Genomic DNA, 6784 nt, shown 5'->3' on the forward strand with positions numbered 1-6784 from the left:
CAGGCCCTGGAGCAGGCACCAGAGAGCGCCGTACAGGCGATTTCAATCCTGCCGGCCAGCGAGCGTGAGCAACTGCTCGAGCACTGGAACCAGGCCGGCAAGACCTATGCCGCCTCCGCGTTGATTCACCAGCAGTTCGAGGCCCGCGCGGCCGAGCGGCCGGACGCCGTGGCGCTGGTGCATCAGGACGAAAGCCTGAGCTACGGCGAGCTCAACGCCCGTGCCAACCAGGTGGCCCACCGCCTGCTGGCCCTGGGTGTGCGCCCCGATGACCGAGTGGCCATCTGCATCGAACGCGGCCCGGCGATGATCATCGGCCTCTTGGGGATCCTCAAGTCCGGTGCCGGCTACGTGCCGCTGGATCCGGCCTATCCCCGTGAGCGCCTGGCCTACACCCTGGGCGACAGTGAACCGGTGGCCTTGTTGAGCCAGCAGTCGGTGCAGGAGGCCTTGCCACCAGTGCAGGTGCCGGTGATCAATCTCGATGATCTGGATCTACGGGACGAGTCCGTCCGCAATCCGCAGGTGCCGGGGCTGACGCCTGCGAGCCTGGCCTACGTGATCTACACCTCCGGCTCCACCGGTCTGCCCAAGGGCGTGATGGTCGAGCACCGCAACGTCGCGCGGCTGTTCACGGCCACCGAGGACTGGTTCGGTTTCAACGAACAGGACACCTGGGCGCTGTTCCACTCGTTCGCCTTCGACTTCTCGGTCTGGGAAATCTGGGGCGCGCTGCTGCACGGCGGGCGTCTGCTGATCGTGCCGCAACTGGTCAGCCGCTCGCCACAGGATTGCTACGCATTGCTGTGCAGCGCCGGGGTGACAGTGCTCAACCAGACGCCGAGCGCGTTCCGCCAACTGATTGCCGCCCAGGGCGACAACGCCCGGCCCCATGCCCTGCGCCAGGTGATCTTCGGCGGTGAGGCGCTGGACACGGCGATGCTCAAGCCCTGGTATGCGCGGGCCGTGAATGCCGGTACACAACTGGTGAACATGTACGGCATCACCGAAACCACGGTGCACGTGACCTATTACCCATTGCAGGCCGAAGATGCCCAGCGCATCGGGGCCAGTCCGATCGGCAAACGGATTCCCGACCTGCAACTCTATGTCCTCGATGCCCGTCGCGAACCGGTACCGGTGGGGGTGGTCGGCGAACTGTATGTCGGTGGGGCCGGGGTCGCCCGTGGCTACCTGAACCGGGCCGAACTCAGCGCCGAGCGTTTCCTTGCCAACCCGTTCAGCCAAGAGCCGAACGCGCGTCTGTACCGCACCGGCGACCTGGGTCGCTGGTTGGCCGACGGCAGCCTGGAATACCTGGGCCGTAACGACGAACAGGTGAAGATTCGCGGCTTCCGTATCGAACTGGGCGAGATCGAGGCGCAACTGGCCGCCTGCGAAGGTGTGCGTGATGCGCTGGTGCTGGTGCGCGAGGATGAGCCGGGCGACAAGCGCCTGGTGGCCTACGTCATCGGTAGCACGGACGCCGGGCAACTTCGCGAGCAACTGCGCCAGACACTGGCCGAATACATGCTGCCAAGCGCCTTCGTCAATCTGGAAGCCTTCCCGCTGACCGCCAACGGCAAGCTCGACCGCAAGGCGTTGCCGGCCCCCGATCGCTCGGCGGTGGCCAGCCGTGGCTATGAAGCGCCCGAAGGCGATACCGAGATCGCCATTGCACGAATCTGGCAGGACCTGCTGCAACTGGAACAGGTCGGTCGCCACGATCACTTCTTCGAACTGGGCGGTCACTCGCTGCTGGCGGTGAAACTGATCGAGCGCATGCGCCAGATCGACCTCAGTGCCGACGTGCGCGTGCTGTTCGGCCAGCCGACCCTGTCCGCCCTGGCGGCGGCCGTGGGCGGCCAGCGCGAGATCGAGGTACCGGCGAATGTCATCCCCGAGGGTTGTCAACGTATCACGCCTGACACGCTGCCGCTGGTCGGCCTGAGCCAGGACGATATCGACCGCATCGTGGCCAGCGTGCCCGGTGGCGTTGCCAATGTGCAGGATATCTATGCCCTGGCGCCGTTGCAGGAGGGGATTTTGTACCATCACCTGGCCGCGACCCAAGGTGATCCGTACCTGCAATACTCGCTGTTCAGCTTCGACAGCCTCGAACGCCTGCACAGCTTCGCCCAGGCCCTGCAAGGGGTGGTGGCGCGGCATGATATCCTGCGTACCGCAGTGCTCTGGGAAAGCCTGGATGCGCCGGTGCAGGTGGTCTGGCGTGACGCGCCCCTGGGCGTTGAACGGCTGGAGCTGGACCCGGCGGACGGCGATATCGCCGAACAACTGCGCGAGCGTCTGGACCCGCGGCACACCCGCCTGGATATCCGCCAGGCGCCGATGCTGCGCATCGGTTACGCCCAGGATCCGCTGAACAACCGTTGGCTTGGCATGCTGCTGTTCCATCACCTGGTGGACGACGCCACTTCGCTGCGTATCCTTTGCAGCGAAATCGAGGCGCATATGCTTGAGCGGCAGGCAGAGCTGCCGCCGTCCGTGCCGTATCGCAACTATGTGGCCCAGGCCTGCCTGGGCGTCAGCCGCGAGGAACATGAAGCGTTCTTCCGCGACATGCTGGGCGACATCGAGGAACCGACACTGCCCTTCGGCCTGCAGGACGTGCAGGGCGATGGTCGCGGCATCGAGGAAGTACGCCGGGACGTGGAGGCCGGCCTGAGCCGGCGCCTGCGCTTGCAGGCACGGCAGCTCGGGGTGAGCGCCGCCAGCCTGTATCACCTGGCCTGGGCCCGGGTATTGGGCGTCGTGTCGGGCAGGGACGATGTGGTGTTCGGCACCGTGCTGCTGGGTCGCCTGCAGGGCGGCGAAGGCGCCGACCGGGCCCTGGGCATGTTCATCAACACCTTGCCGCTGCGCGTGACCCTGGGCGAACAGGGCGTGCGCGAGGGCCTGAAGGCCACCCATGCCCGACTCAGCGGCCTGCTCGCCCACGAGCATGCGTCGCTGGTACTGGCGCAGCGTTGCAGCGGCGTGCCCGCGTCGACGCCGCTGTTCAGTTCACTGCTCAATTACCGGCAGATCGATACCCGTGTCACCGACCAGGCGCTGGCCGCCTGGGAAGGCATCCAGGCCCTGGACGGCGAAGAACGCACCAACTACCCCCTGACCCTGTCGGTGAATGACCTGGGCGAGGGCTTCAACCTGACGGTCATGGCCGAGGCGCAGATCGGCGCCGAACGGATCTGTGACTATATGCACTGTGCCCTGGAAAACCTGGTGCAGGCGCTGGAACAGACACCGCAAGCCCCATTGGGCGGGGTGAATATCCTGCCGGCGGGCGAGCGCCAGCAATTGCTGGAAAGCTGGAACACTCCGCATGTCTCCTATGCCGATGACACCTTGATCCACCGCACCTTCGAAGCCTGGGCGGTGGCGCAACCGGAAGCCGTGGCGCTGCAATACGAAGACCGCACGCTGAGCTACGGCGAGCTCAATGCCCGCGCCAACCAGGTAGCCCATCAGTTGCTGGCCCTGGGCGTGCGTCCGGATGACCGGGTGGCGATCTGTGTCGAGCGTGGCCTGGAGATGATGGTTGGCCTGCTCGGCATCCTCAAGTCCGGCGCCGGCTACGTACCGATCGACCCGGCCTATCCGGCCGAGCGGATCGCCTACCAGTTGCGCGACAGCGGCCCGGTGGCGGTGCTGGCCGATGCCGCCGGCCTGGCACTGCTGGAGACTTTCGACGGTCCCCGGCTGGACCTGCGCAGCCCGGCCCTGCAGGCCCAGCCCAGCAGCAATCCGCGGGTCAGCGGGATCAGCCCGCACCACCTCGCCTATGTGATCTACACCTCCGGCTCCACCGGGCTGCCCAAGGGCGTGATGGTCGAGCACCGCAACGTCGCCCGGCTGTTCTCGGCCACCCGGGCCTGGTTCGAATTCAACGAGCAGGATGTCTGGGCGTTGTTCCATTCGTTCGCCTTCGACTTCTCGGTCTGGGAAATCTGGGGCGCGCTGCTGCATGGCGGTCGCTTGCTGATCGTGCCGCAACTGGTCAGCCGCTCGCCGCAGGATTGCTACGCACTGCTGTGCACTACCGGCGTCACGGTCCTCAACCAGACCCCGAGCGCGTTCCGCCAGTTGCTCAACGCCCAGGGCGAGAGCGAATTGCGCCACTCCCTGCGCCAGGTGATCTTCGGTGGCGAAGCCCTGGAAACCGGGATGCTCAAGCCCTGGTACGCACGGGTGGCCAACGCCGGCACCCAATTGGTGAACATGTATGGCATCACCGAAACCACCGTGCATGTGACCTACTGCCCGTTGGTGGCGGCCGATGCGCAACGTGCTGGCGTCAGCCCCATCGGCGTGCGGATTCCCGACTTGCAGCTATACGTGCTCGATAGCCGGCGCGAGCCGGTGCCGGTGGGCGTGGTCGGCGAGTTGTATGTCGGCGGTGCCGGGGTGGCGCGGGGTTATCTGAACCGTGACGAGCTGACGGCCGAACGTTTCCTGCCGAATCCGTTCAGCAAGGATCCCCAGGCGCGCCTGTACAAGACCGGCGACCTGGGACGCTGGCTGGCCGATGGCAGCCTCGATTATCTGGGCCGCAATGACGACCAGGTGAAGATTCGTGGCTTCCGCATCGAACTGGGCGAAATCGAAGCCGCCCTGGGCGCCTGCACGGGTGTCCGCGAGGCGGTGGTGCTGGCCCGGGAGGACGAACCGGGGGACAAGCGCCTGGTGGCCTATGTGGTTGCCGCGTCCGGCCACGAGGTGGTGGCCGCCGAGCTGCGTGCGCAACTGTCGCTTTCGCTGGCCGACTACATGGTGCCCAGTGCCTTCGTCAGCCTGGACAGCTTCCCGCTGACCACCAATGGCAAGCTCAACCGCAAGGCGCTGCCGGCGCCGGATGCGCAAGCCCTGGTGCGACGTGAATACGCGGCCCCCGAAGGTGCCGTGGAAAACGCCATCGCGCAGATCTGGCAGTCGCTGCTGCAACTGCCGCAAGTGGGGCGCCATGACCACTTCTTCGAGCTGGGTGGGCATTCATTGCTGGCGGTCAAGCTGATCGAGCGCATGCGCCAGGTCGGTCTGGTGGCCGATGTGCGCGTGCTGTTCAGCCAACCGACGCTGGCGGCCCTGGCCGCGGCGGTGGGCGGGCATCAGGAAGTCCGCGTGCCGGACAACCTGATCGTGCCGGGCTGCGAACGCATCACCCCGGACATGCTGCCCCTGGCCGATCTCGATCAGGCCGCCATCGACCGCATCGTCGCGAACGTGCCCGGTGGCGTAGCCAATGTGCAGGACATCTATGCCCTGGCACCGCTGCAGGAAGGGATCCTCTATCACCACCTGGCCGCCCATGAGGGCGACCCCTATGTCCTGCAGGTGCTGTTTGCCTTCGACGACCGCCAGCGCCTGGCCGCGTTTGCCGAGGCCCTGCAGAGCGTGATCGAACGCCACGACATCCTGCGCACCAGCGTGGCCTGGGAAGGCCTGGACCAGCCGGTGCAGGTGGTCTGGCGCGAGGCTCAACTGAGCCTGGAAGAGGTCACGGTCGATCCGGCGGCGGGTGAGGTACTGGCCCAGTTGCACCAGCGGTTCGATCCGCGCCACTACCGCCTGGACATCGGCCAGGCGCCGCTGATGCGGATCGCCTATGCCCAGGAGCCGCTCAGCCAGCGGATCAGCGCGATGTTGCTGTTCCATCACATGGCCCTGGACCACACGGCCCTGGAAGTGGTGGTGGAAGAGATGCAGGCCAGCCTGCAGGGCCTGACCGGGCAATTGCCGGCCCCGGTGCCGTATCGCAATCATGTGGCCCAGGCACGCCTGGGGGCCAGCCGAGAGGAACATGAAGCGTTCTTCCGCGACATGCTCGGCGATATCGACGAGCCGACGCTGCCCTATGGCCTGCAGGACGTGCAGGGTGACGGCCGTGCCGTCGTTGAAGTGCAACAGCTGCTCGACAGCGGCCTGAGCCTGCGCCTGCGTGGCATTGCCCGGCCACTGGGCGTCAGCGCCGCGAGCCTGATGCACTTGGCATGGGCCCAGGTGATTGGCCGCCTATCGGGTCGGGATGAGGTGGTGTTCGGCACCGTGCTGATGGGGCGGATGCAGGGCGGCGAGGGCAGCGACCGGGCCCTGGGGATGTTCATCAACACCTTGCCGTTGCGCCTGAGCGTCGGAGACCTCGGCGCCCTGGCCGGGGTCAAGGCCACCCACGAGCGCCTGTCGACCCTGCTCGGTCATGAGCATGCCTCATTGTCCCTGGCCCAGCGTTGCAGCGGCGTACCGGGTTCGCTACCGCTGTTCAGTGCCCTGCTGAACTACCGCCATAGCACCGGTGGCGTGGCTTCGTCCGAGGCGATTGCAGCCTGGCAGGGTATGCAGACCCTGAGCATGGAGGAGCGTACCAACTATCCGTTGTGCCTGAACGTCGATGACCTGGGCGAGGCTTTCATGCTCACCATCCAGGCCGTGGAACAGATCGACGCGCGTCGGATCGGCGGCTACATGCAGGCTGCCCTGGAACAACTGGTCCAGGCTCTGGAGCAGGCGCCGACCACGGCGCTCAACCGCCTGTCGATCCTGCCGGCCGACGAGCGCGAGCAGTTGCTGGTGGCGTTCAACGACACCGCGCTGGAGTATCCGCAGGCGCAGACCATTCATGGGTTGTTCGAGGGCCAGGTGGAACTGACGCCGGATGCCCTGGCGGTGGTCCATGACGGCAGGCAGCTCAGCTATCGCGAACTGAACGAGCAGGCCAACCGCCTGGCCCATGCCCTGCGCAGGCAGGGTGTGCAGCCGGACTCCCGCG

Annotated in this window: 1 protein-coding gene; it reads left to right on the forward strand. The window is 66.4% G+C overall.

All coding sequences use genetic code 11. The features are described 5' to 3' along the window. The coding region (locus PF66_RS30635; RefSeq protein WP_152973123.1) for an amino acid adenylation domain-containing protein at positions 1 to 6784 on the forward strand (6784 nt) is incomplete at both ends.

The organism is Pseudomonas asplenii, from assembly GCF_001293465.1.
Taxonomy (GTDB): Bacteria; Pseudomonadota; Gammaproteobacteria; order Pseudomonadales; family Pseudomonadaceae; genus Aquipseudomonas; species Aquipseudomonas fuscovaginae_B.